This is a genomic window from Xanthomonas protegens (genome assembly GCF_038442435.1).
GTDB classification, from domain to species: domain Bacteria; phylum Pseudomonadota; class Gammaproteobacteria; order Xanthomonadales; family Xanthomonadaceae; genus Xanthomonas_A; species Xanthomonas_A sontii.
Genome location: NZ_JAQJCQ010000001.1, coordinates 52,574 through 75,685, shown reverse-complemented (window position 1 = coordinate 75,685; position 23,112 = coordinate 52,574). Strand labels below are relative to the sequence as shown.

The window sequence follows — 23,112 nt, the reverse complement described above, 5'->3', positions numbered from 1 at the left end:
CTTGTCCCATTTTGTGGGATCAGCCGCGACAGGCGTCTCAGGGAAGGCCCGTCGCGGCTGAAGCCGCTCCTACGAGGTCAATGCCTTTGGCTGTTCATCCCGCCAGCTTGCCGAAGATGCGGAAGCCGGCCAGCCACACGCCGAGCATGCTGCCCAGGTTGGTCAGCAGGAAGGTCAGCACCACCCGCGAGACGCGGTTGCGGTACCAGCCGCGCAGGTTCTGCGCATCGTCGCGCAACGCCAGGAAGTCGCCATAGGCCGGCTTGCGCATGTGTACTTCGACCAAGGCGCTGAACGCCCCGGCCGGTACGCCAGGGCGGAACGGCTTCAGCGGCGCGGCGATGGCGCCGGCGATCACGCTCAGCGGATGCCCGCCGGCCAGAATGCAGCCCAGCCCGGCCAGGCCGCCGGTGAACAGCACCCACTGCAGCAGCAGGTCGGTGCCCAGGGCGAAGCCGCCGTGCCAGTAGCCCCAGGCCACGCCGCCCAGCACCAGTGCGGTCAGGGTCAGGGTGATCCACGGCACCTTCTTCTTGGTCTGCACCTCTTCCAGCGCCTTGCGCAGCGTCGCCGGGTCGTCCTGGTCGCCCTGCAGGTGCCGCGCCAGGCCGGCCAGGTGGCCCGCGCCGACCACCGCCAGTACCTCGCGCACGCCGGCGCCGGGGGCGCCTTCCAGCGGTTCGGCGTTGCCGGCCAGCGGCAGCGCGCGCTGTTGCGCCTGTTCCTCGCGCAGGCGCGTGGCCATGTAGCGGTCGCGCTCGGCGATGATGGTGTCGTACAGCGCCGGGCTCTCGCTGGCGAAATCGCCGAAGCTGGCTTCGAGCATGTCGCCCTGCTTGAGCTTCTCGATCTCCGCCTCGCCGACCTCGTCGGAGGCGAACAGGCCGCCGAGCAGGCCGCTGGCCAGCTTCAGCTTGCCGAAGAAGCCGAGCCGGCTGGAGGCGCGCTTGAAGGTCAGGCCGACTTCGCGATCGATCAGGTACACCGGCAACTGCCGTTCGCGCGCGAGCAACACCGCGCGCTTGAGTTCGGCACCGGGCTCGATGCCCAGTTGCTCGGCCAGGCGCCGCTGGTAGGCGGCCAGCGCCAGATTGGCGGCGAACAGGGCCACGCGGCCCTTGCGGATCACCTGCACCAGGTCCAGCTTGGTCAGCGCGTCCGGATCGGTCAGCGCCTGCAGGCGTTGCGGATCCAGTTCCACCGCCACTGCATCGAAACGGCCGCTGCCGATCGCCCGTTCCACCGCGGCGACGCTGGCCAGGGACACGTGCGCGGTGCCGAGCAGGGTGTAGCGGATGCCGTCGCGTTCGACGATGCGGTACGGCTGGCCGTCGAACAGCGCGTCGTCGCCGTCGGCCTGGGAAAGTTCGTTCATTCCATCACTCATCGGAGGGCGCCTCGGCAGCGCCGGGGCTCAGCGGGCATGGGGGTGTGAGGGCATCGGCCGCAATCGGCATGGGCGCCTGAGACCGAGTCGCGCCGCGCCGCAGTCAACGGCGCTGCACAAGCAACGACCCGGCACGGCGCTGCGGGTCAGTCGATGTAGCGCTTCAGCAGGTCGCCGTAGGCATCGATGCGGCGGTCGCGCAGGAACGGCCAGATCCGCCGCACGTGCTCGCTGCGCTGCAGGTCCACGTCGCAGACCAGCACGGTCGGCTCGCCACCGGCCTCGGCGATGAACTCGCCCTGCGGGCCGAGCACGTGGCTGTTGCCCCAGAACTGGATGCCCGACGCGCCCAGTGGCGACGGCTCGTGGCCGACCCGGTTGCAGCTCAGCACCGGCACGCCGTTGGCCACGGCATGGCCGCGATGGCTGAGGATCCAGGCATCGCGCTGGCGTTCCTGCTCGGCCTGTTCGTCGCTGGGGTCCCAGCCGATCGCAGTGGGATACAGCAGCAGTTCGGCGCCGGCCAGGGCCATCAGCCGCGCCGCTTCCGGATACCACTGGTCCCAGCACACCAGCACGCCGAGGCGGCCGACCGAGGTCTGGATCGGGGTGAAGCCCAGATCGCCCGGGGTGAAGTAGAACTTCTCGTAGAAACCCGGATCGTCGGGAATGTGCATCTTGCGGTACTTGCCCAGCAGGCTGCCGTCCTTTTCGAACACCACCGCGGTGTTGTGGTACAGCCCGGCGGCGCGGCGCTCGAACAGCGAGCCGACCAGGACCACGCCGTGGCGCTTGGCCAGCGCGCCCAGGCGCTCGGTGCTGGGACCGGGAATCGGCTCGGCCAGGTCGAATTCGTCCACCGACTCGTGCTGGCAGAAGTACGCGCCATTGTGCAGTTCCTGCAGCAGCACCAGCTGCGCGCCCTGCGCGGCGGCCTCGGCCACACGCGATTCGATCGCTGCCAGGTTCGCCGCGGCGTCGCCGTGGTTGCGCTCCTGGATCAGCGCGACGGAAAGAGTGGTTCGGGTCATTGCGGAATCAAGGTTCGCGGTAAACCGGCATGGTAGCGCGGATGGCCGCGCGGCAGGTTCCGGGGAGATGAATCCCGCGCCACGCGTGGCGGCGGCGCGGGGTGCTTGGGGCTGCGCCGACGTGCGACGCAGGCGCGGCGGCTCAGTTCGCCAGCAGTCCGGCCGGCAGCTGCATGGTGATGCAGTGCAGGCTGCCGTTCTGCCAGATCAGCGCGCGGCAGGGGATCGGCACGATCTCGTGCTGCGGGAAGGCCTGCGCCATCACCGCCTGCGCCTGCGCATCGGCCGCGTCGCCGTAGGCCGGCATCAGCACCGCGCCGTTGACGATCAGGAAGTTGGCGTAGGACGCGGCCAGGCGCCGGCCCTGATCGATCACCGGCTGCGCCCACGGCAACGGGAACAGGCGATAGGGCGCGCCGTCTGCGGTACGCAACGCGGCCAGTTCGGCGCCCATCGCCTGCAGCTCGGCGTAGTGCGAATCGCCGGCGTCGTCGCAGGCCTGGTAGACGATCGCGTCGGGGCTGGCGAAGCGGGCGAGGGTGTCGATGTGCGCGTCGGTGTCGTCGCCTTCCAGGTAGCCGTGGTCCAGCCACAGCACGCGCTGCTGCGCCAGCCAGTCGGCCAGGTCGTGGCTGAGCGATTCGCGGCTGCGCTGCGGGTGGCGCTCGTGCAGGCACTGCCAGGTGGTCAGCAGCGTGCCGGCACCGTCGCAGTCGATGGCGCCGCCTTCCAGGGCGAAGTCGATGCGGCGCACGTCACTGTCGGCGAACAGGCCTTGTTCGGCCAGCACGCTCACCAACTGGTCGTCGCGGCTGGCCTGGAACTTGCCGCCCCAGCCGGTGAAGCGGAAGTCCAGCAGCTGGAAGCCACCGCCGGCGCGCGCCAGGGTGATCGGGCCGGAATCGCGCAGCCAGGTGTCGTCGTACTCGGCCTCGACGAAGCGCACCCGCTGCATGTCCACCCGCGCCGAGCGCAAGCGCGCCTCTGCGTAGATTTGCAGGTCGGCGTCGGCCACGCAGATCAGCACCCGCTGGAAGCGCACGATCGCCGCGACCAGGGCGATGTAGGTTTCCTCGACCTCGGCCAGGCGCTCGGCCCAGTCGGTGCCGGCATGCGGCCAGGCGATCAGGATGGCGGACTGGGGCTCCCATTCCGCGGGAAGGCGAAGACGATCAGTCATTGCGACCACTACTCAGGTTGTGCCCGGCATCGCGCCAGGGTGTGTGTCGTTCCTATCCCGCACCGGCGAGGCGCGGGAGCTTTGCACCGCGCCGCGGCTGGGCGGCGGCGACGCGGCAGTACTGGGGTGCTCGGCCAGGCGCAGGCGCGACCGGGCGCAGGATCGGCGTCAGCGGATCGCGGGTTTCGGGCCGATCTCGTTGGCGTCGGCCTTGTTGGCGACCACGTCCACCACCTTCTGCTTCTCGAAGTACACGGTGAAGGCCGGATAGACCCAGCGGTTGATGGTCGGCCATTGCCGCTTCTGGCCGCCACGCGGCTCCAGCTTCTGCTGCGGGGCGCCGTAGCGCGCCTGCACCTGGGCCATGCTCAGGCCGCGGGTCGGCAGCGCCGCGGCGGGTTCTTCCTTGACCCGGTCGACCAGCAGGGTCTCGGCGTGGGCGCCGCCGGCCAGGCCCAACACGGCCAGCAGCGGCAGGACGGACAGACGATGCTTCATCACGTGTACTCCCCAGAGGACGAACGCCGATTACAGCAAACTTCGATAACAAAAAACCGCCCGAAGGCGGCTTTCGTCGACGACCGGCCACCGCTGCGCGCGGCGCGGCAGGGCAGGCCGGGTCGGATCAGCGCTGACGCGCCTTGAAACGGGGGTTGGACTTGCAGATCACGAAGACCTTACCGCGGCGGCGGACCACCTTGCAGTCGCGGTGACGGGCCTTCGCCGACTTCAGGGAGGACAGGACTTTCATGGCACACCTCGGCGTAAACTTGTGGATTCGAAGGAGGGCGGCACGGCCGAAACCATGGCGCGGGATCAGTAAGCCGGCGATTGTAGCCTGGTTTTCTTCATGGTTTCAACTGCTTGCGCCAGCCCGGCCGGCGTCGGCGCTACAATGCGCCGCCCCCCGTCCGAGGAACCGCATGAACGAGCCCGCTCCCGTCCTGACCATCGATGGCCCTTCCGGGGCCGGCAAAGGCACCGTCAGCCGCATCGTCGCCGCCCGCCTGGGCTGGCATTACCTGGATTCGGGGGCGCTGTACCGGGCGGTCGGAGTGGCGGCCAGCTGGGCCAATCTGGACATTTCCGATGCCGCCGCCCTGGTGCGCTGCACCTTCGACACCCGGGTGGAGTTCGACGAGGTTGCCGATGGCGGCCTGCGGGTGCGGATCAACGGCGCCGATGCCACCGACGAGCTGCGCCTGGAGACCACCGGCGCGGTGGCCTCGGCGATCGCCGCGATCCCCGAGGTGCGCGCGGCGCTGAAACAGCGCCAGCGCGCCTTCCGCACCCCGCCGGGGCTGGTCGCCGACGGCCGCGACATGGGCACGGTGATTTTTCCGGACGCCCCGTACAAGGTGTTCCTGACCGCCAGCGCCGAGGAGCGCGCCCAGCGCCGGCATAAGCAGTTGAAGGAAAAAGGAGTTTCGGTTATATTCGGCGACCTGCTGCGCGAGATCATGGCCCGCGACGCACGCGATGCGCAACGCGCGGTGGCCCCGCTGAGGCCGGCAGACGATGCCGTCCTCCTCGATACCACCGGCATGGACATCGACCAGGTGGTGGGCCGCGTCCTGCAGTTGCTGCCGGTCTGAGCGGCACGCAGGGCAGGGCAGCAGTTTGGTGGCGTCGTGCACGCCACCGGTTCCTCGTTACACCCGCAACATCCATGTTCCACCGATAGCGTCAAAGGCTCCGCTGCGCAATTCCGCGCTGCGGTTTTTCCATTCCACACCCGGCCGCCGTTCGGGCCGACTAACAGGTGGACAGTCGCTGTTTTCCAGAAGAAAACGCCCTGTCCGTGTGTCCACTAGAGTAATTTCAAATGACCGAATCTTTTGCCGAACTGTTCGAAGCCAGCCAAGCCAATCTGGCCAAGCTGAAGCCCGGCGCCATCGTCACCGGTACCGTCGTGGAAGTCCGCGGCGACGTGGTGGTGATCAACGCCGGCCTGAAGTCCGAAGGCATCGTGCCGATCGAGCAGTTCCGTAACGACGCTGGCGAAATCGACGTCGCCGAAGGCGACCTGGTCAAGGTCGCGCTCGACTCGCTCGAGAACGGCTTCGGCGAGACCGTGCTGTCGCGCGAGAAGGCCAAGCGCGCCATGGTGTGGGACGAGCTGGAAGAAGCGTTGGAGAAGAACGAGACCATCACCGGCCGCATCAGCGGCAAGGTCAAGGGTGGTTTCACCGTGGACATCAAGGATGTCCGCGCGTTCCTGCCCGGTTCGCTGGTGGATGTGCGCCCGGTGCGCGACCCGGCCTACCTGGAAGGCAAGGAACTGGAGTTCAAGCTGATCAAGCTGGACCGCAAGCGCAACAACGTGGTGGTCTCGCGTCGTGCGGTGGTCGAAAGCGAGCACTCGGAAGAGCGCGAGCAGCTGATGGACAAGCTGCAGGAAGGCGCGATCCTGAAGGGCGTGGTCAAGAACCTGACCGACTACGGCGCGTTCGTGGACCTGGGCGGCATCGACGGCCTGCTGCACATCACCGACATGGCCTGGAAGCGCGTGCGCCATCCGTCCGAAGTGGTCAACGTCGGCGACGAGCTGGACGTGCGCGTGCTGAAGTTCGATCGCGAGCGTAACCGCGTCAGCCTCGGCCTGAAGCAGCTGGGCGAGGATCCGTGGGACAACATCGCGCGTCGTTACCCGGCCAACAGCCGCGTGTTCGGCAAGGTCTCCAACGTCACCGATTACGGCGCGTTCGTCGAGATCGAGCCGGGCGTGGAAGGCCTGGTGCACGTGTCCGAGATGGACTGGACCAACAAGAACGTCAACCCGTCCAAGGTCGTGCAGGTCGGCGACGAAGTCGAAGTGATGGTGCTGGACGTGGACGAAGAGCGTCGCCGCATCTCGCTGGGCATGAAGCAGGTCGCCGCCAATCCGTGGGAAACCTTCGCTGCCACCCACAAGAAGAACGACAAGGTGTCCGGCCAGATCAAGTCGATCACCGATTTCGGCATCTTCATCGGCCTGGACGGCGGCATCGACGGCCTGGTGCACCTGTCCGACATCAGCTGGAACACCACCGGCGAAGACATCGTGCGCAACTTCAAGAAGGGCGACACGCTGGAAGCCGTGGTGCTGGCGGTGGACCCGGAGCGCGAGCGCATCAGCCTGGGCGTCAAGCAGCTGGAGCAGGATCCGTTCGGCCAGTACATGGCTGCCAACCCGAAGGGCTCGAAGGTCGAGGGCGTGGTGCGTGAAGTGGACGCCAAGGGCGCCACCATCGACCTGGCCGACGGCATCGAAGGCTACGTCGCCGCGCGCGACATCGCCAACGAGCGCGTCGACGACGCCAGCCAGCACCTGAAGGTCGGCGACAAGATCGAAGCCAAGTTCGTGGGCATGGACCGCAAGGGCCGCACCCTGCAGCTGTCGATCAAGGCCAAGGACGATGCCGAAATGCGCGAAGTGCTGGAGGAATACCAGTCCGCGTCGGGCGGCACCACCCAGCTGGGCGCGCTGCTGCGTGCGCAGCTGAACGGCAACAAGTCCGAGTAATCCGCCACACGCAGCGTTACTGGCACGGCCCGGTGTTCCCGGGCCGTGCCAGGTTGCGACCCCACTGCACGAATCCGTAATGACCAAATCCGAGCTGATCGAAATCCTGGCGCGCAAGCAGGCGCATCTGAAGTCGGACGACGTCGATCTGGCGGTGAAGTCGTTGTTGGAAATGATGGGCGGCGCCCTGTCCGGCGGCGATCGCATCGAGATCCGCGGCTTCGGCAGCTTTTCCCTGCATTACCGGCCGCCGCGCCTGGGACGCAATCCCAAGACCGGCGAGTCCGTCGCGCTTCCTGGCAAGCACGTGCCGCATTTCAAGCCTGGCAAAGAGCTGCGCGAGCGCGTGAGCGGCGTCGTCCCGGTCGAATCCGACACGCCCTGAGCCCGGCGTCCGGCGCTTGCCGGAATCCACGCCTGTTCGGCTAATCTAGTGTCTCCCGACGCTGGAGTTGCTCATGAAGATTGCACGACTGCTGATCCTGCTGGTGTTGCTGTTGGCCGGCCTGGTCATCGGGTCGCTCAATTCGCAGCCGATCCAGATCAACTTCGTGTTCTCCAGCATCGCCACCACCTCCGGCATCGCCATCATCGTCTCGCTGTTCGCCGGCGTGCTGATCGGCGCCTCGCTGGTCCTGGCGGCCCTGGTGATCCCCCTGTATGCCAAGCTGCGTCGCGCCAATAAGGCCGCGAACGCCGCTGCCCCGGCCGTCGCGCCGGTTTCCTCCCATGCCCACCAGCCCTTGGACGGACGCTGATCTTCGATGGACTTTCTGACCGAGTGGTTCTGGTTCTTCCTGTTCCTGCCGCTGGCGGCCTTGAGCGGCTGGGTGATCGGCCGCCGTGGCGGCCAGCGCCATGGCGATACCCAGGTCAGCCGGCTGTCCAGCACCTATTTCCGCGGCCTCAACTACCTGCTCAACGAGCAGCCGGACAAGGCGATCGAGCTGTTCCTGCACATCGCCGAACTGGACAAGGAAACCTTCGAGACCCAGGTCGCGCTGGGCCACCTGTTCCGCCGCCGCGGTGAGGTCGACCGCGCCATCCGCCTGCACCAGGGCCTGGTCCAGCGCGGCGACCTGAGCGACGCGCAGCGCGTGCAGGCCTTGCTGGCGCTGGGCGAGGACTACATGAAGTCGGGGCTGCTGGACCGCGCCGAAACCGTGTTCACCGAACTGGCGCAGATCGACCAGCGTGCGCCGCAGGCGCTCAAGCACCTGATCGGCATCTACCAGGCCGAACGCGACTGGGAAAAGGCCATCGACAACGCCACCCGCTACGAAGAGGTGACCGGCGAGCCGATGGGCAAGCTGATCGCCCAGTTCGAATGCGAACTGGCCGACCGCTATCGCGCCTCGGGCAAGAATGACCTGGCGCGGGAGGCGATCGCGCGCGCCTACCAGGCCGATGCCAAGTCTGTGCGTGCCGGCATCCTGGAAGGGCGCATCGATGTCGACGACGGCAACGACGAGGCCGCCATCCGCGCCTTCGAGCGCGCCGCGCGCCACGATCCCGACTATCTGCCGGAGATCATGCCGGCGCTGATGGAGTGCTACCGCCGCGGCGACGATCTCAGCGGCGCGCGCGCGTTCCTGTCGGAGATGACCGAGCACTACCGCGGCATCGCCCCGGTGCTGGCGCTGACCCGCCTGATGGAGTCGCAGGAAGGCATTTCCGCCGCGCGTTCCTACCTGGGCCGGCAGCTCAAGGACCGGCCGTCGGTGCGCGGCGAGTCCGCGCTGATCGACCTGACCCTGGCCGAGGGCGCCGATTCCACCGCGACCCTGCAGGATCTCAAGCACATCACCGACCAGTTGCTGGTGCGCAATCCCAGCTACCGCTGCACCCGCTGCGGCTTCGGCGCGCGCACCCACCACTGGCAATGCCCCAGTTGCAAGGAGTGGGGCACGGTCAAGCCCCTGCTCAACTACGCGGTGGTGTAGTGCCCATCGCAGGAGCCGCGCTGCTCTTGGCGCTCGGGGTGTTCAGCGCGGCTGGCACCTGGCTGTCGCGCCAGTACGCACTCAAACGCAAGCTGATGGACGCGCCGGGCGAGCGGCGTAGCCACACCGTGGCCACGCCGCGCGGCGGTGGCGTGGCGATCGTGGCGGCGGTGCTGCTGGCCTGCGCCTGGGCGGCGCTGCAGTGGCCCCAGCACGGCGCCGGCGTCGCCACCGTCGCGGCGGGCCTGCTGCTGGTGGCCGGCATCGGTTGGTGGGACGACCACCGGTCGCTATCGGCGGCGCTGCGATTGCTGGTGCATGCGGTCGCCGCGACCCTGCTGGCTGCACTTGTCTACAAGGCGAGCCAACCGCTGTGGATGGTCGCGCTGGTGTGGTTGGCGACGGTTTCGCTAATCAATATCTGGAATTTCATGGACGGCATCAATGGGCTGGCCAGCAGCCAGGCGATGCTCGCCGCCCTCGGATTCGCCAGCCTTCTATCGGCTCCGCTGCATTGGCCGTGCTGGGTGCTGCTGGTGGCCTGCGCGGGATTTTTGCCGTTCAACTACCCCCGGGCGCGCATTTTCCTCGGCGATGTCGGCAGCGGCGCGCTTGGCTACCTGATCGCCGCGCTGTTCGCCTGGTGCCTCGTTGCTGGCGAGCAGGCGCCCTGGCTGCCGGCATTGCCGCTGTCGGCCTTTGCAATCGACGCAGGCTTCACGCTCGTCTCGCGCATGCTCGCCGGCGAACGCTGGTGGCAACCGCACGCGCAACATTTCTATCAGCGTTGGGTACATACCGGCAGTAGCCATACTGTCGTCACGCTCGCCTACGGTCTGTTCAGCATTGTCGCGATTACAATTGCGCGGCTGGGCAGGCCCCTGGATGCGGGCATGCAGGCCGGTCTGACGATCGCCTGGTTCTGTTCGGCAGGTGTGCTTTGGCTGGCCTTGCGCAACCGGATGCGCCGAACTCTCACGGATCACTGATGCTTTCCACGCGCGACCGAGTCACCGAGCTGTTTCCCAAGGCCTCCGTGGTTGTCCACGATCTGGTCATCGTCTGGGTCTGTTGGCAGCTGCTGCACGCGGCGCGTTACACCATGCTCCCCGGCGAGCACCCGCTGCCGTTGTGGAACCTCAACACCGCCATCGTTTTGGTGGCGCAGGGGCTGGTGTTCTGGAAGGTCGGCCTGTACCGCGGCCTGTGGCGCTTTGCCAGCGTCCCGGACCTGCTCAATATCTTCAAGGCCAGCTTCTATGGCCTGGTGGCGATCGTGCTGGGGCTGGCCTACAGCCGCTTCGACGCGATCCCGCTCTCTGTGCTGATGGTGTATCCGTTTGCGTTGTCGGCGCTGCTGGGCGCGCCGCGCCTGCTGTACCGCGCCTGGAAGGATTATCAGATCGCGCATTCGGACGATACCGCGCGGCGGGTGTTGATCGTCGGCGCAGGCCGTGCGGCCGAGGCGCTGGTACGCGACCTGCGCCGTTCCGGCGCCTATCATCCGGTCGGCTTCGTCGACGACGCTGGTCACCTGCACGGCGCCAAGCTGCAGGGCCTGCCGATCCTGGGCCGCATCGATGAAGCCGGCGCAATCGCCAAGGAAACCGCCGCGAAGCTGCTGGTGATCGCGATCCCGTCGCTGGACGCGGCCGGCATGCAGCGGGTGGTGGCGATCTGCGAGAGCACCGGCCTGCCGTTCCGCACCGTGCCGCGCCTGCTCGACGTGCTCGAAGGTCATTACCTGCCGGGCGAGCTCAAGGAGGTCGCGATCGAGGACCTGCTCGGTCGCAAGCCGGTGACCCCAGACTGGAAGCTGATCAAGGGCTGGCTCTCGGGGCGTACCGTGCTGGTGACCGGCGCCGGCGGTTCGATCGGCTCGGAACTGTGCCGGCAGTGCGCGCGTCACGGCGCGCGCAAGATCGTGCTGCTTGAGATCAACGAGCTGGCGCTGATCACCATCCATGCCGACCTGCACCGCACGTTCCCCGATCTGGAGATCGACTGCGTGCTCGGCGATTGCGGCGATCCGGCGGTGATCCGCCACGCCATGCAGGTGGCCGAGCCGGACGCGGTGTTCCATGCCGCCGCCTACAAGCAGGTGCCGCTGCTGGAGCGGCAGTGCCGCGAGGCGGTGCGCAACAACGTGCTGGCCACCGAGAACGTGGCGCGCGCCTGTGTCGCGGCCAAGGTCTCGACCTTCGTGTTCATTTCCACCGACAAGGCGGTCAATCCGGTCAACCTGCTCGGTGCGTCCAAGCGCTACGCCGAGATGGTGTGCCAGTCGCTGGACGACCAGGCGGTGAGCACGCGCTTCGTGACCGTGCGCTTCGGCAATGTGTTGGACTCGGCCGGCAGCGTGGTGCCTCTGTTCCGCGAGCAGATCCGCCAGGGCGGTCCGGTGACGGTTACCGATCCGCAGGTGACGCGTTACTTCATGACCATTCCCGAAGCCAGCCAGCTGATCGTGCAGGCGGCGGCCTCGGCATCGCATGGCGCCATCTATACGCTGGACATGGGCGAGCCGGTACCGATCCGTTTGCTTGCCGAGCAGATGATCCGCCTGGCGGGCAAGCAGCCCGGGCGCGACATCGCCATCGTCTACACCGGCCTGCGGCCTGGCGAAAAGCTGCACGAGACGCTGTTCTACGCCGACGAGAACTACCGGCCCACCTCGCATCCGAAGATCCTTGAGGCCGGCGTGCGCAGTTTCTCGCGCGAGGACGTGCTGCGCGGCGTGCAGCAGTTGCGCGCCGCGGTGGCCGACTACGACAGCGACACCATCGAGAAGGTGTTGCGCATGACCATGCCGGAGTTCGCGCCCTTGCGTCAGCAAGACGGTCACGACAGCTCCGCTACCATCGTTCCATTCCCCGCACGCGAGGCCAGAAGGCTCTGATGAGCAAGAGAATCCGCAAGGCAGTATTCCCGGTGGCAGGTTTGGGTACCCGCTTCCTTCCCGCCACCAAGACGGTTCCCAAGGAAATGTTGCCGATCATCGATCGGCCGCTGATCCAGTACGCCGTGGACGAGGCGATCGAAGCCGGGTGCGATACCCTGATCTTCGTCACCAACCGCTACAAGCACGCGGTCGCGGATTATTTCGACAAGGCCTACGAACTGGAGCAGAAGCTGGAGCGTGCCGGCAAGCACGAACAGCTGGAAATGATCCGCCACGTGCTGCCGGAAGGCGTGCGCGCGATCTTCGTGACCCAGGCCGAAGCGCTGGGCCTGGGCCACGCCGTCCTGTGCGCCAAGTCGGTCATCGGCGACGAGCCGTTTGCGGTGTTGCTGCCGGACGACCTGATCTGGAACCGCGGCGACGGCGCGCTGAAGCAGATGGCCGACCTCAACGAGCGCAGCGGCGCCAGCGTGATCGCGGTGGAAGACGTGCCGCATGAGAACACCGCCAGCTACGGCATCGTCGCCACCGAGGCCTTCGACGGCCGCAAGGGCCGCATCGCGCAGATCGTCGAGAAGCCCAAGCCGGAAGACGCGCCGAGCGATCTGGCGGTGGTCGGGCGCTACGTGCTCAGCTCGAAGATCTTCGAACTGCTGGAAAGCACCGGCACCGGTGCCGGCGGCGAGATCCAGCTGACCGACGCCATCGCCGCGCTGCTAAAGAGCGAGGAAGTCGATGCGTATCGCTTCGAGGGCACCCGTTTCGACTGCGGTACCCACCTGGGCCTGGTCGAGGCGACCATCCGGTTTGCGCTGGAGAACAAGAAGCTGGCCAAGCCGGCGCGTGAGAAGCTGACCCAGATGCTCGCCGAGGAGTGAGCCTGGTGCCGTGCGCCGCTGTAGGCGGCGCGCTGGCCAAGGAGCTTCAGGCATTGATCCGATCCAGATAGGTCGAATCAGGTGACAAACAGAAAAAGGCAGCCGTGAGGCTGCCTTTTTCTGTTTTTGCGCTGGTCTGACAACAACGCTTGGTGCCGGACCCTCACCCCAACCCCTCTCCCGGTGGGAGAGGGGCCATAGCTGTTCCCTTTTCCCATCGGGACCATGGCGCCCTTTGGGGAAAGGTGGCACGCAGGAACGGACGAGGGTAGGGCGCCGCATGCTTACAGCGCCTCGATGATCCCCGCGGCGCCCATGCCGGTGCCGATGCACATGGTGACCATGCCGTACTTCTGCTTGTGGCGACGCAGGCCGTGCACCAGGGTCGCGGTGCGGATCGCGCCGGTGGCGCCGAGCGGATGGCCCAGGGCGATGGCGCCGCCCAGCGGATTGACCTTGGACGGATCCAGGCCGCTGTCGCGGATCACCGCCAGCGACTGCGCGGCGAAGGCTTCGTTGAGCTCGATCCAGTCCAGTTGGTCCTTGCTCAGGCCGGCCTGCTTGAGCGCCTTCGGAATCGCCTCGATCGGGCCGATGCCCATCACTTCCGGACGCACGCCGGCGACCGAGAAGCTGACGAAGCGGGCCAGCGGGGTCAGCCCGTAGTCCTTGATCGCCTGCTCGGAGGCCAGCAGCACCGCACCGGCGCCGTCGCTCATCTGCGAGGAGTTGCCGGCGGTGACGCTGCCGCCGAACTGGCCGTTGCGGAACACCGGGCGCAGCTTGGCCAGGCCTTCGATCGAGCTGTCCGGACGCGGGCCTTCGTCGGTGTCGACCAGCTTCTTGCGCAGGGCGATGACGTTGCCGGCCAGGTCGGGCTGGTGCGAGACGATCTCGTAGGGGCTGATCTCGTCGCGGAACTCGCCGGCGGCGATCGCGGCGATGGCCTTCTGGTGCGAGGCGAGGGCGAAGGCATCCTGGTCCTCGCGCGACACCTTCCATTCCTCGGCCACCTTCTCGGCGGTGATGCCCATGCCGTAGGCGATGGCCACGTGGTCGTCGGCGAACACGCTCGGCGACAGCGCGACCTTGTTGCCCATCATCGGCACCATCGACATCGATTCGGTGCCGCCGGCCAGCATCAGGTCGGCGTTGCCCAGGCGGATCTGGTCGGCGGCCAGCGCCACCGCCTGGATGCCCGAGGAGCAGAAGCGGTTGATGGTCTGCCCGGCCACCGAGTTCGGCAGGCCGGCCAGCAGCACGCCGATGCGCGCCACGTTCATGCCTTGCTCGCCCTCGGGCATCGCGCAGCCGATGATCGCGTCGTCGATGCGCGAGGTGTCGATGCCCGGCGCCTGCGCCACCACCGCGCGCAGCACGTGCGCCAGCATGTCGTCGGGACGGGTGTTGCGGAACATGCCCTTGGGCGCCTTGCCGACCGGGGTACGGGTGGCGGCGACGATGTAGGCTTCCTGGATCTGTTTGCTCATTTGGCTTTCTCCGAAAGCCGGGATTGAGGATTCGGGATTGGGGATTCGTCAGAGCGGATCCCGACGTCGAATGCGTTTTGCCCGGCTGATAAATGGTGGGAGGCGAGGGTGGCATCAGGTGTTGGGGATCCGCTGTCACGAATCCCCAATCCCGACTCCCGAATCTCAGTTCCTAAGCGGCTTACCCGTCTTGAGCATGTGCCCGATGCGCGCCTGGGTCTTTTCCTGCTGGGCCAGTTCGACGAAGTGCTTGCGCTCGAGCTTGAGCAGCCATTCCTCGTCCACCAGCGCGCCGCGGTCGACTTCGCCGCCGCACAGCACGGTGGCGATGCGGGTGGCGATCTCGTAGTCGTACTCGCTGATGAAGCGGCCCTCCAGCATGTTGACCAGCAGCATCTTGAAGGTGGCGATGCCGACGTCGCCGGCGACCTGGATGCGTCGCGCCGGCAGCGGCGGGCGGTAGCCGCCCTCGGCCAGGGCGCGCGCCTCGGCCTTGGCGATGTACAGCGATTCGTAGCTGTTGAACACCACCTTGTCGGTGCCGCGCAGCAGGCCCAGTTCCTTGGCGTTGACCGCCGAGGTGGAGACCTTGGCCATGGCCACGGTCTCGAAGGTCTTCTTCAGCTCGGCGAACACGTCGCCGCCCGGACCCGCGGCCTGCGCCGCGCGCACCGCGATCTCCTTGAGGCCGCCGCCGGCCGGCAGCAGGCCCACGCCGGCCTCGACCAGGCCGATGTAGCTCTCCAGCGCGGCCACGGTCTTGGCGCTGTGCATCTGGAACTCGCAACCGCCGCCCAGCGCCAGCCCGCGCACCGCCGCGACCACCGGCACCAGCGAGTACTTGATGCGCTGGCTGGTGGCCTGGAAGTTGGCGACCATCGCCTCGAACGCATCGACCTTGCCGGCCTGCAGCAGGCCCAGCGCGCCGGCCAGGTCGGCGCCGGCGGAGAAGGGTTCCTTGTGCTGCCACAGCACCAGGCCCTTGAAGTCCTTCTCGGCGCGGCCGACCGCTTCCTGCAGGCCGTCCAGCACCTGGTCGGAGACGGTGTTCATCTTGGTCTTGAAGCTGACCACGGCGATGTCGTCGCCGTCGTGCCACATGCGCAGGCCGTCGTTCTCGAACACGGTCTCGCCTTGCGCGAACTTTTCGCCCAACAGCGGATCGGGGAAGCGCTGGCGCTTGTACACCGGCAGCGCCGAGCGCGGCAGCTTGGCGTCGCGCGCCGGGCTGTACGAGCCCTCGGCGGCGTGCACGCCGTCGCGGCCGTCGAACACCCAGTTCGGCAGCGGCGCGCTGCTCATGCTCTTGCCGGCGGCGATGTCGTCGGCGATCCACTGCGCGACCTGCTTCCAGCCCGCGGCCTGCCAGGTCTCGAACGGACCCAGCGCCCAGCCGTAGCCCCAGCGGATCGCCAGGTCCACGTCGCGCGCGGTCTCGGCGATGTCGGCCAGGTGGTAGGCGCTGTAGTGGAACAGGTCGCGGAAGGTCGCCCACAGGAACTGCGCCTGCGGATGCTGGCTCTCGCGCAGCTTGGCGAACTTCTCGGCCGGGTTCTTGATCTTCAGGATCTCGACCACCTCCGGCGCCGCGGCGCGGTCGGCCGGGCGGTAGTCCTGCTTCTGCAGATCCAGCACCACGATGTCCTTGCCGACCTTGCGGAAGATGCCGGCGCCGGTCTTCTGGCCGAGCGCGCCCTTGCCGATCAGCGCCTCCAGCCACTTCGGCGCCTTGAAGAAGGCATGCCACGGATCGTTCGGCAGGGTGTCGCCCATGGTCTTGATGACGTGCGCCATGGTGTCCAGGCCGACCACGTCCGAGGTGCGGTAGGTCGCCGACTTCGGCCGGCCGACCAGCGGGCCGGTGAGGCCGTCGACCTCGTCGAAGCCCAGGCCGAACTGCTCGGTGTGGTGGATGGTGGACAGGATCGAGAACACGCCGATGCGGTTGCCGATGAAGTTCGGGGTGTCCTTGGCGTAGACCACGCCCTTGCCCAGGGTGGTGACCAGGAAGCTTTCCAGGCCTTCCAGCACGGCCGGTTCGGTGTGCTTGGCCGGGATCAGTTCGGCCAGGTGCATGTAGCGCGGCGGATTGAAGAAGTGCACGCCGCAGAAACGGTGGCGCAGCTGTTCCGGCAGCACGTCGGACAGGGCGTTGATGCCCAGGCCGGAGGTGTTGGAGGCCAGCACCGCATGGTCGGCCACGAACGGCGCGATCTTCTTGTACAGGTCCTGTTTCCAGTCCATGCGCTCGGCGATGGCTTCGACGATCAGGTCGCAGCCGCGCAACTGCTCCAGGCCGGAGTCGTAGTTGGCCGGGGTGATGGCCTCGGCCAGCGCGGTGCTGGCCAGCGGCGCCGGGCTGAGCTTGGTCAGGTTGGCGATCGCCTTGAGCACCACGCCATCGGCGGGGCCTTCCTTGGCGGGGAGGTCGAACAGCACGGTGTCGACGCCGGCGTTGGTCAGGTGCGCAGCGATCTGCGCACCCATCACGCCCGCGCCCAGGACGGCGGCACGGCGGACGAGCAGGGGATTGGACATAGCGATCAGCCTCTGTGGGTCAACGTTTGCGGGATCAGGGAACCGAATGGGCGAGGAAGCCGGCTTCGGCGAAACGGATGAGTTCGCGGGCGGCGTGGGCGCGGTGCGCGCCCTCGCTGACGCCGGCGGGGCGCTTGATCAGGCCGAAGTCGGCCATGGCGTAGGTCAGGGCGCCGGCCAGGAAGTCCAGGCGCCAGTACAGCTCCTGCTTGCTCAGCCCGGGCACGCAGGCGGCGATGGCCTTGCCGAACTCGCGCAGCACATGGCCGTAGTGGTCGGACAGGAACTGGCGCAGGCTGTCGTTGTTCTCGGCATAGGCGCGGGCGATCACCCGCACGAAGGCGCCGCCGCTCTGCCGCTCCTGGGCCATCGCCAGGGCCGGCTCGACGAAGGCCGCCAGTACCGGGCCGAGCTGGCCGGGATGCTGCCGTTGCGCGGTTTCCAACTGCGCCATGCGCGCGGCGGTCATTTCGTCCATGCGCCGCCGGAACACCTCGTTGACCAGGTTTTCCTTGGACCCGAAGTGGTAGTTCACCGCGGCGATGTTGACGTCGGCCTGGCTGGTGACCTGGCGCAGCGAGGTGCCGGAAAAGCCGTGCTGCGCGAACAGTTCCTCGGCCGCGCTGAGGATGCGGTCCTTGGTCGAGAAGTGCGCTTGCTTTGCCATGCGGCCGCCAGAATCAATCAAACGATTGTTTGAGTCTAGGCCCGGGCGGTGGGCGCGTCATGCTGCTTTGCAGCACGATTCAGCCTGGCCGTGCAAAGCCGGCGCCGATTGGATAGAATTGTCCATCGCAATTCTGGCTAAGCCCGCGTTTTGACGCGGGTTTTTTTCATGTTAACCTCGGGCCTTCAGTGGCCCGCCCAACGGAGAACTTCCCATGGCGCTGGAGCGCACCCTGTCCATCATCAAGCCCGACGCCGTCGCCAAGAACGTCATCGGCGAAATCTACTCGCGCTTCGAGAAGGCCGGCCTGAAGGTCGTGGCCGCCAAGTACAAGCAGCTGTCGCGCCGCGAGGCCGAGGGCTTCTACGCCGTGCACCGCGAGCGTCCGTTCTTCAACGCGCTGGTCGAGTTCATGATCTCCGGCCCGGTGATGATCCAGGCGCTGGAAGGTGAGAACGCCGTGGCCGCGCACCGCGACCTGCTGGGCGCCACCAACCCGAAGGACGCCGCGCCGGGCACCATCCGCGCCGACTTCGCCGATTCGATCGACGCCAACGCCGCGCACGGCTCGGATTCGGTCGAGAACGCCGCCAACGAAGTGGCGTATTTCTTCGCCGCCACCGAAGTGGTTTCGCGCTAAGCGAGGTCGTCGTGAACGAGGTCGTCCATCCTCCCTTGGCCATCGCCGATCCCGTGCGGACCGGCGCGGCGGCCAAGCAGAATCTGCTCGACCTCGATCGCGAGGGGCTGGAGCGCTTCTTCGCCGAGACCCTCGGCGAAGCGCGCTACCGCGCCCACCAGGTGATGAAGTGGATCCACCACCGCTACGTCACCGACTTCGACCAGATGACCGACCTCGGCAAGGCGCTGCGCGCCAAGCTGCAGCAGCATGCCGAGGTCGTCGTCCCCAACATCGTGTTCGACAAGCCTTCCGCCGACGGCACCCACAAGTGGCTGCTGGCGATGGGCGTGGACGGCAAGAACGCGATCGAGACCGTCTACATCCCCGACAAGACCCGCGGCACGCTGTGTGTGTCCTCGCAGGTCGGTTGCGGCCTCAACTGCACGTTCTGCTCCACCGCCACCCAGGGCTTCAACCGCAACCTCTCCACCGCCGAGATCATCGGCCAGGTGTGGGTGGCGGCGCGTCACCTGGGCAACGTGCCGCACCAGATGCGCCGCCTCACCAACGTGGTGATGATGGGCATGGGCGAGCCGCTGATGAATTTCGACAACGTCGTGCGCGCGATGAGCGTGATGCGCGACGACCTGGGCTACGGCCTGGCCAACAAGCGCGTGACCCTGTCCACCTCGGGCCTGGTGCCGCAGATCGACCGCCTGTCCAGCGAGAGCGACGTGTCGCTGGCGGTGTCGCTGCATGCGCCCAACGACGCGCTGCGCGAGACCCTGGTCCCGCTCAACAAGAAGTACCCGATCGCCGAACTGATGGACGCCTGTGCGCGCTACCTGCGCGCCAACAAGCGCCGCGAGTCGGTGACCTTCGAATACACCCTGATGAAGGGGATCAACGACCAGCCGGAGCATGCGCGGCAACTGGCGCGGCTGATGCGCCAGTTCGACAACGCGGTGCAGGCGTCGAACGCCGGCAAGGTCAACCTGATCCCGTTCAATCCGTTCCCGGGCACGCGCTACGAGCGCTCCGGCGAGACCGAGATCCGTGCGTTCCAGAAGATCCTGCTGGACGCGCAGGTGCTGACCATGGTGCGGCGCACGCGCGGCGACGACATCGATGCGGCCTGCGGGCAGCTCAAGGGGCAGGTCATGGACCGCACCCGCCGGCAGGCCGAGTTCAAGCGCGAATTGCAGACGCGGGCGGATCGGGATGCGGCGGCGTAGCCAAGGGCGTTCCATCGCGGTGGTGGCGATCGCAGTGTTGGCCTTGCCGGGCTGCAACTGGATCGCTGCCAAGACCGGCACCGTGCGTACCGCCGAACAGGTGCAGCCGCATTATTCCTTCCGCGACAGCCGCGCGGTGAAGTCGCGCGTGGCCTTGCAGGAACAACTGGGCCTGGCCGCCAACGGGCTCGCCTCCAACGACCTGGACGCAGCGCAGACGCACGCGCGCAAGGCGCTGGCGGTGGACGCCGATTCGGTCGACGCACTGACCGTGCTGGCGGTGGTCGCCGATCGCAAGGGCGATGCCGCGACCGCCGGTGGGTACTACCGCAAGGCCGCCGAGCTGGCGCCGGGCAACGGCGCGACCTTGAACAACTACGGCGCCTGGCTGTGCGCGAACGGCTCGCCGGCGGAGTCGCTGGCCTGGTTCGACCGCGCGCTCGCGCTCCAGGACTACGCCACGCCGGCCTCGGCGCTGGCCAACGCCGGCGGCTGTGCGCTGCAGGTCGGCCAGCGCGAGCGTGGCGAACGCGACCTGCGCAAGGCGCTGGAGCTGGATCCGGACAACGCGTACGCGCTCGAGGCGATGGCCCGCAACGAGGTCGCGCAGGGGCGCTTTTTCGAGGCGCGGGCCTTCTCCGAGCGGCGTCTGGCGGCTGCGCCTGCCACCGCTTCCGTGTTACAACTTGCTATTCAGATTGAGCAAAGGCTGGGCGACAAGGCTGCCGCCGGCCGTTACCAACAGCGGTTGCGCAAGGAGTTTCCCGACGCCGCGACCACGACACCCGGGGCTAGTGCATTGTGATCAGTGATTCCAATCCGAACGCTTTCGATGGCGCCAAAGGCTGCGGGCAACAGCTCCGCGAAGCGCGCGAAGCGGCCGGCCTGAGCATCGACGACGTCGGCAGCCGACTGCGCATGCCGGTGCATGTGGTGCAGGCACTCGAGTCGGAGCAGTGGCAGCGCCTTGGCGCGCCGGTCTTTGTCCGCGGGCAGCTGCGCAGCTACGCGCGCCTGCTCGGCGTCGACCTGGAGCCCTTGCTGCAGACCGCGCAGATCGCGCCGGTGCAGCCGGTCGAATTGATCAGCCACACGCATACGCCGCCGCTGCGGCGCATGCTCGAGAGCGCCACGCGGCGCATGGTCTACGTGGTGATCACCGCCGGATTGGCGGTGCCGGTGTGGTACGCCACCCGCAGCCATTTCGCCGACGACGGCGGCCCCAGCACCGCCTCGCTGGACGTGGTGCCGGGCACGCCGGGCACGACCGCTGCCGCGACGGCGACGCCGGCCAACGGTGCTGCTGCGCCGGCGCCGGCCGCGCCGGCGGCCACGCGTCCGGCGCCAAGCGCCGCGCCGTACATCGCGTCGCTGACGCCGATGCCGCGTCCGGCGGCGGAGCCGGAGAAGAACAGCCTGAGCCTGTCGTTCCAGGGCGACAGCTGGGTGCAGATCCTCGCGCCCGACGGCACGCCGGTGGAGAAGGCGCTGCTGAAGGCCGGCGAGACCCGCACGTATGCGCCGGGGCAGGTCGGACGTGTGGTGCTGGGCAATGCCTCGGCGGTCCAGGTTCAGCAATCCGGGAGTACCGTGGATCTGACTCCGTTCAGGCGCGCGAACGTGGCGCGCTTTGCGGTATCCTCTGACGGTTCCGTGGTGCCCGCCTCCGAGTGACGGCGGCGCGGTTCCTCATCTTCAACATTTCATGTCCCGTCGCAGCGGCGGGGCGAGAGTACGCATGGCGATTGACGACCTGCTCGACGAGCACGAACAAAGCGAACGCGTCCGCACTTGGCTCAGGAAGAACGGCGCCGGCCTGATCGGCGGCATCGTCCTGGGCCTTGGCGCGATCATCGGCTGGCAGTGGTGGACCAAGCAGCGGTCCAACGATCTGGCCCAGGCCAACACCCGCTACGAAGCGGTGCTCAAGAGCATCCAGGCCAATCAGCTGGACAAGGCGGCCAAGGACATGGCCGAACTGCAGCAGGGCTCGACCAACATCTACGCCGAACTGGCGGCGCTGCGCCTGGCCAAGGCGCAGGTCGATGCCGGCAAGTCCGATGCCGCGTTGACCACGCTGCGCGCGCTCAAGGCCGACGGCGAAATGAAGGTGCTGGTCGACCATCGTGTGGCGCGGTTGCTGATTTCCGGCGGCAAGCCGCAGGACGCGCTGGCGCTGGTGGCCTCGGCCACCGATTCGCAGGGTCTGGAGATTCGCGGCGATGCGCTGATCGCGCAGGGCAAGCGCGACGCAGCGCGCGATGCGTATGCCAAGGCGCTGACCAGTCTGGACGTGGCCTCGCCGCAGCGGCGCGTGGTCGAAACGAAATTGATGGATGCGGGCGGCAGCGTGCCGAATGCCGCGGAGCCGATCTGATGAAGGTAGTCATGTTCAAGCGTGTCGCCACCGTGGCCCTGCTGGGTCTGGCCTTGTCGGGCTGCACCACCGTCAAGGGCTGGTTCGCCGGCAAGGATGCGGCCGCCAAGAAGGCCGCCGAGCCGGCCGAACTGGTGAAGTTCACCCCGTCGGTGAAGGTGGTGAAGCTGTGGTCCACCGACGCCGGCAAGGGTGAGCGCCTCATCGGCGTGCGCCAGCGCCCGGTGGTGGCCGACGGCAAGGTGTATGCGGCCGCGACCTCCGGAACGGTGTACGCGCTGGATCTGCAGACCGGCAAGACCATTTGGGAATACGACGCCAAGCAGGCGCGCAAGCAGCAGCTGTCGCAGGCCGAGGACCAGCCGAAGAGCCAGGTCGAGAGCGAGTCCGGCAAGAACCTGTCCAAGGATGAGCGCGCCGCCTACAAGCAGCGCTTGCGCAACGAGAAGCAGCAAGCCAAGGAGCGCAAGCGGCTCGAGAAGAAGCGTCCGCTGCCGCGCTTTGCCGGTGGCCCGGGCGTGGGCGACGGCCTGGTGGTCGTCGGTGCGCTGGACGGCGCCGTGATCGCGCTCGATGCCGCCAACGGCACCGAGAAGTGGCGCGCCAAGGTGCCCAACGAAGTGATCGCCGCGCCGGTGATCGCGCAGAACATGGTGTTCGTGCGCAGCAACGACGGCCGCACCACCGCCTTCGATGCGGCGACCGGGCAGCAGCGCTGGTTCAATGCGCAGGAACTGCCGAGCCTGACCGTACGCGGCAACGCGCCGGTGGTGGCGGGTCCGGGCGTGCTGTTCATCGGCAACGACGACGGCACGCTGGCCGCGCTGGCGATGCAGGACGGTCGCGTGCTGTGGGAGCAGACCATCGGCGTGCCGGAAGGTCGCACCGAGCTGGAGCGCATGGCCGACGTCGACGGCGCGCCGGTGCTCGACGGCACCACGCTGTATGCGACCAGCTTCAAGAACGAGACCGTGGCGCTGGAAGGCCCGAGCGGCCGCCCGCTGTGGAACCGCGATCATGGCGGCGCCGGCGGTGTCGGCGTCAGTTCCGGCAACGTGGTGGTGGCCGACAACGCCGGCACCGTGTGGGCGCTGGACAAGGCCTCCGGATCGGCGATGTGGTCGCAGCCGGGGCTGGCGCGCCGGTCGCTGACCGGCGTGGCGATCCAGGGCGATTACGCCGTGGTCGGTGACTACAAGGGCTATCTGCACTGGCTCCGGCTCGACAACGGCGAGTTCGCCGCGCGCGAGCGGGTCGGCCGCAAGCCGCTGGTGGCGCAGCCGGTGGTCGCGGACGGGATTCTGCTGATGCAGAACACGAAAGGCGACCTGACCGCGTTCCGGTTGGGTCAATAACA

At 67.6% G+C, this 23,112-nt stretch carries 22 protein-coding genes; 14 read left to right on the top strand and 8 right to left on the bottom strand.

All coding sequences use genetic code 11. From position 1 onward, the window contains the following. Positions 1–94: 94 nt before the first annotated feature. From PIQ37_RS00345 to ykgO, 5 genes are all read right to left on the bottom strand, one after another. Positions 95–1,387, bottom strand: coding sequence for a TraB/GumN family protein (locus PIQ37_RS00345; protein WP_407136299.1), 1,293 nt, complete (start codon positions 1,385–1,387; stop codon positions 95–97). 146 nt (positions 1,388–1,533) lie between these two features. Then, complete coding sequence (locus PIQ37_RS00340) at positions 1,534–2,418, bottom strand: carbon-nitrogen hydrolase (protein ID WP_152236251.1); 885 nt, start codon at positions 2,416–2,418, stop codon at positions 1,534–1,536. A 142-nt stretch (positions 2,419–2,560) separates the two neighbouring features. Further along, positions 2,561–3,598 (bottom strand): agmatine deiminase family protein, encoded by a 1,038-nt coding sequence (locus PIQ37_RS00335; protein ID WP_342071928.1) that lies wholly within the window; start codon positions 3,596–3,598, stop codon positions 2,561–2,563. 168 nt (positions 3,599–3,766) lie between these two features. Further along, on the bottom strand, positions 3,767–4,096 hold the full coding sequence (locus PIQ37_RS00330) for a hypothetical protein (RefSeq protein WP_017913727.1): 330 nt from the start codon (positions 4,094–4,096) through the stop codon (positions 3,767–3,769). 127 nt (positions 4,097–4,223) lie between these two features. Further along, positions 4,224–4,349: a type B 50S ribosomal protein L36 gene (ykgO, locus tag PIQ37_RS00325; RefSeq protein WP_010342887.1), complete on the bottom strand. Its 126-nt coding sequence runs from the start codon at positions 4,347–4,349 to the stop codon at positions 4,224–4,226. A 172-nt stretch (positions 4,350–4,521) separates the two neighbouring features. On the opposite strand from ykgO, the gene cmk reads away from it, so the two are divergent. The 8 genes from cmk to galU all read left to right on the top strand — a co-directional run bounded on the left by cmk (position 4,522) and on the right by galU (position 12,826). Next, positions 4,522–5,193, top strand: a complete 672-nt coding sequence (gene cmk / locus PIQ37_RS00320) for a (d)CMP kinase (protein ID WP_342071927.1) — start codon at positions 4,522–4,524, stop codon at positions 5,191–5,193. A 230-nt stretch (positions 5,194–5,423) separates the two neighbouring features. Then, entirely contained in the window at positions 5,424–7,103 is a 1,680-nt protein-coding gene (rpsA, locus tag PIQ37_RS00315) for a 30S ribosomal protein S1 (protein ID WP_010342889.1), read from the top strand. A gap of 79 nt (positions 7,104–7,182) precedes the next feature. Further along, positions 7,183–7,488, top strand: a complete 306-nt coding sequence (locus tag PIQ37_RS00310; protein WP_010342890.1) for an integration host factor subunit beta — start codon at positions 7,183–7,185, stop codon at positions 7,486–7,488. A gap of 73 nt (positions 7,489–7,561) precedes the next feature. Further along, entirely contained in the window at positions 7,562–7,861 is a 300-nt protein-coding gene (locus PIQ37_RS00305; protein WP_209245736.1) for a LapA family protein, read from the top strand. Between the two features lie 6 nt (positions 7,862–7,867). Beyond that, a complete protein-coding gene (gene lapB, locus PIQ37_RS00300) occupies positions 7,868–9,046 on the top strand; it encodes a lipopolysaccharide assembly protein LapB (protein WP_017916917.1) in 1,179 nt (392 codons plus the stop codon). Next, positions 9,046–10,035 (top strand): MraY family glycosyltransferase, encoded by a 990-nt coding sequence (locus PIQ37_RS00295; RefSeq protein ID WP_342071926.1) that lies wholly within the window; start codon positions 9,046–9,048, stop codon positions 10,033–10,035. The genes lapB and PIQ37_RS00295 overlap by 1 nt, the downstream gene beginning before the upstream one ends. Continuing rightward, a complete protein-coding gene (locus PIQ37_RS00290) occupies positions 10,035–11,945 on the top strand; it encodes a polysaccharide biosynthesis protein (RefSeq protein ID WP_342071925.1) in 1,911 nt (636 codons plus the stop codon). The genes PIQ37_RS00295 and PIQ37_RS00290 overlap by 1 nt, the downstream gene beginning before the upstream one ends. Then, positions 11,945–12,826 carry a UTP--glucose-1-phosphate uridylyltransferase GalU gene (gene galU / locus PIQ37_RS00285; RefSeq protein ID WP_160960088.1) on the top strand — a complete coding sequence of 294 codons (882 nt, stop codon included), beginning with the start codon at positions 11,945–11,947 and terminating at the stop codon, positions 12,824–12,826. The genes PIQ37_RS00290 and galU overlap by 1 nt, the downstream gene beginning before the upstream one ends. A gap of 284 nt (positions 12,827–13,110) precedes the next feature. Here galU and PIQ37_RS00280 read toward each other — a convergent pair whose 3' ends face one another. The 3 genes from PIQ37_RS00280 to PIQ37_RS00270 all read right to left on the bottom strand — a co-directional run bounded on the left by PIQ37_RS00280 (position 13,111) and on the right by PIQ37_RS00270 (position 17,521). Continuing rightward, positions 13,111–14,316, bottom strand: a complete 1,206-nt coding sequence (locus PIQ37_RS00280; protein ID WP_010342896.1) for an acetyl-CoA C-acyltransferase — start codon at positions 14,314–14,316, stop codon at positions 13,111–13,113. A gap of 165 nt (positions 14,317–14,481) precedes the next feature. Next, complete coding sequence (locus tag PIQ37_RS00275; RefSeq protein WP_342071924.1) at positions 14,482–16,854, bottom strand: 3-hydroxyacyl-CoA dehydrogenase/enoyl-CoA hydratase family protein; 2,373 nt, start codon at positions 16,852–16,854, stop codon at positions 14,482–14,484. A gap of 34 nt (positions 16,855–16,888) precedes the next feature. Then, complete coding sequence (locus PIQ37_RS00270) at positions 16,889–17,521, bottom strand: TetR/AcrR family transcriptional regulator (protein WP_017910707.1); 633 nt, start codon at positions 17,519–17,521, stop codon at positions 16,889–16,891. 214 nt (positions 17,522–17,735) lie between these two features. Between PIQ37_RS00270 and ndk the strand changes: the two genes are divergently transcribed. From ndk to bamB, 6 genes are all read left to right on the top strand, one after another. Next, positions 17,736–18,161 (top strand): nucleoside-diphosphate kinase, encoded by a 426-nt coding sequence (ndk, locus tag PIQ37_RS00265; RefSeq protein WP_002812972.1) that lies wholly within the window; start codon positions 17,736–17,738, stop codon positions 18,159–18,161. An 11-nt stretch (positions 18,162–18,172) separates the two neighbouring features. Continuing rightward, the gene (rlmN, locus tag PIQ37_RS00260) at positions 18,173–19,378 is read left to right on the top strand and encodes a 23S rRNA (adenine(2503)-C(2))-methyltransferase RlmN (RefSeq protein ID WP_087963570.1); all 1,206 of its coding nucleotides are present in this window, start codon (positions 18,173–18,175) and stop codon (positions 19,376–19,378) included. 13 nt (positions 19,379–19,391) lie between these two features. Next, complete coding sequence (gene pilW / locus PIQ37_RS00255; RefSeq protein WP_342072403.1) at positions 19,392–20,183, top strand: type IV pilus biogenesis/stability protein PilW; 792 nt, start codon at positions 19,392–19,394, stop codon at positions 20,181–20,183. Continuing rightward, the gene (locus tag PIQ37_RS00250; RefSeq protein WP_342071923.1) at positions 20,180–21,052 is read left to right on the top strand and encodes a helix-turn-helix domain-containing protein; all 873 of its coding nucleotides are present in this window, start codon (positions 20,180–20,182) and stop codon (positions 21,050–21,052) included. The genes pilW and PIQ37_RS00250 overlap by 4 nt, the downstream gene beginning before the upstream one ends. A gap of 64 nt (positions 21,053–21,116) precedes the next feature. Beyond that, complete coding sequence (locus PIQ37_RS00245; protein WP_010342903.1) at positions 21,117–21,755, top strand: YfgM family protein; 639 nt, start codon at positions 21,117–21,119, stop codon at positions 21,753–21,755. Further along, positions 21,755–23,110 carry an outer membrane protein assembly factor BamB gene (gene bamB, locus PIQ37_RS00240; protein ID WP_342071922.1) on the top strand — a complete coding sequence of 452 codons (1,356 nt, stop codon included), beginning with the start codon at positions 21,755–21,757 and terminating at the stop codon, positions 23,108–23,110. Before PIQ37_RS00245 ends, bamB begins: the two co-directional genes overlap by 1 nt. The last annotated feature ends 2 nt before the right edge of the window (positions 23,111–23,112 follow it).